This window comes from Monashia sp. HAY1-5C (genome assembly GCF_056755255.1).
In genome coordinates this window covers 1-271 of sequence record NZ_JBPGXG010000364.1, presented here as the reverse complement: position 1 = coordinate 271, position 271 = coordinate 1, and the positions used below count along the sequence as shown (strand labels likewise).

Genomic DNA, 271 nt, shown 5'->3' with positions numbered 1-271 from the left:
CGTTGATCACCGGCAGCCCTTCGACACCATGCCAGGACAGGATGACCCGGTCCCCGACAGCCATCCGGGCGTAAGGTCGCACGATAACGCTAGTGCCCTGCGGAACACGGGCTGGATCTAGCGTCCCACCCACCGTCTCTTCAAGAATCGGGGCCAGCAGATCGGGTTCCGGATCACCCACATTCAGTTGCAAACGACTGGACGACACCGGCTTCGGCTGCGCGACGCTGTACAGCGTCCAGTAAACCTCCAGCGAGCCGCGCTCCAACGC

At 63.1% G+C, this 271-nt stretch carries 1 protein-coding gene; it reads right to left on the bottom strand.

The window, feature by feature from the left end:
• The coding region (locus ACR9ZK_RS22045) for a hypothetical protein (RefSeq protein WP_481344084.1) at positions 1 to 271 on the bottom strand (271 nt) is incomplete at both ends.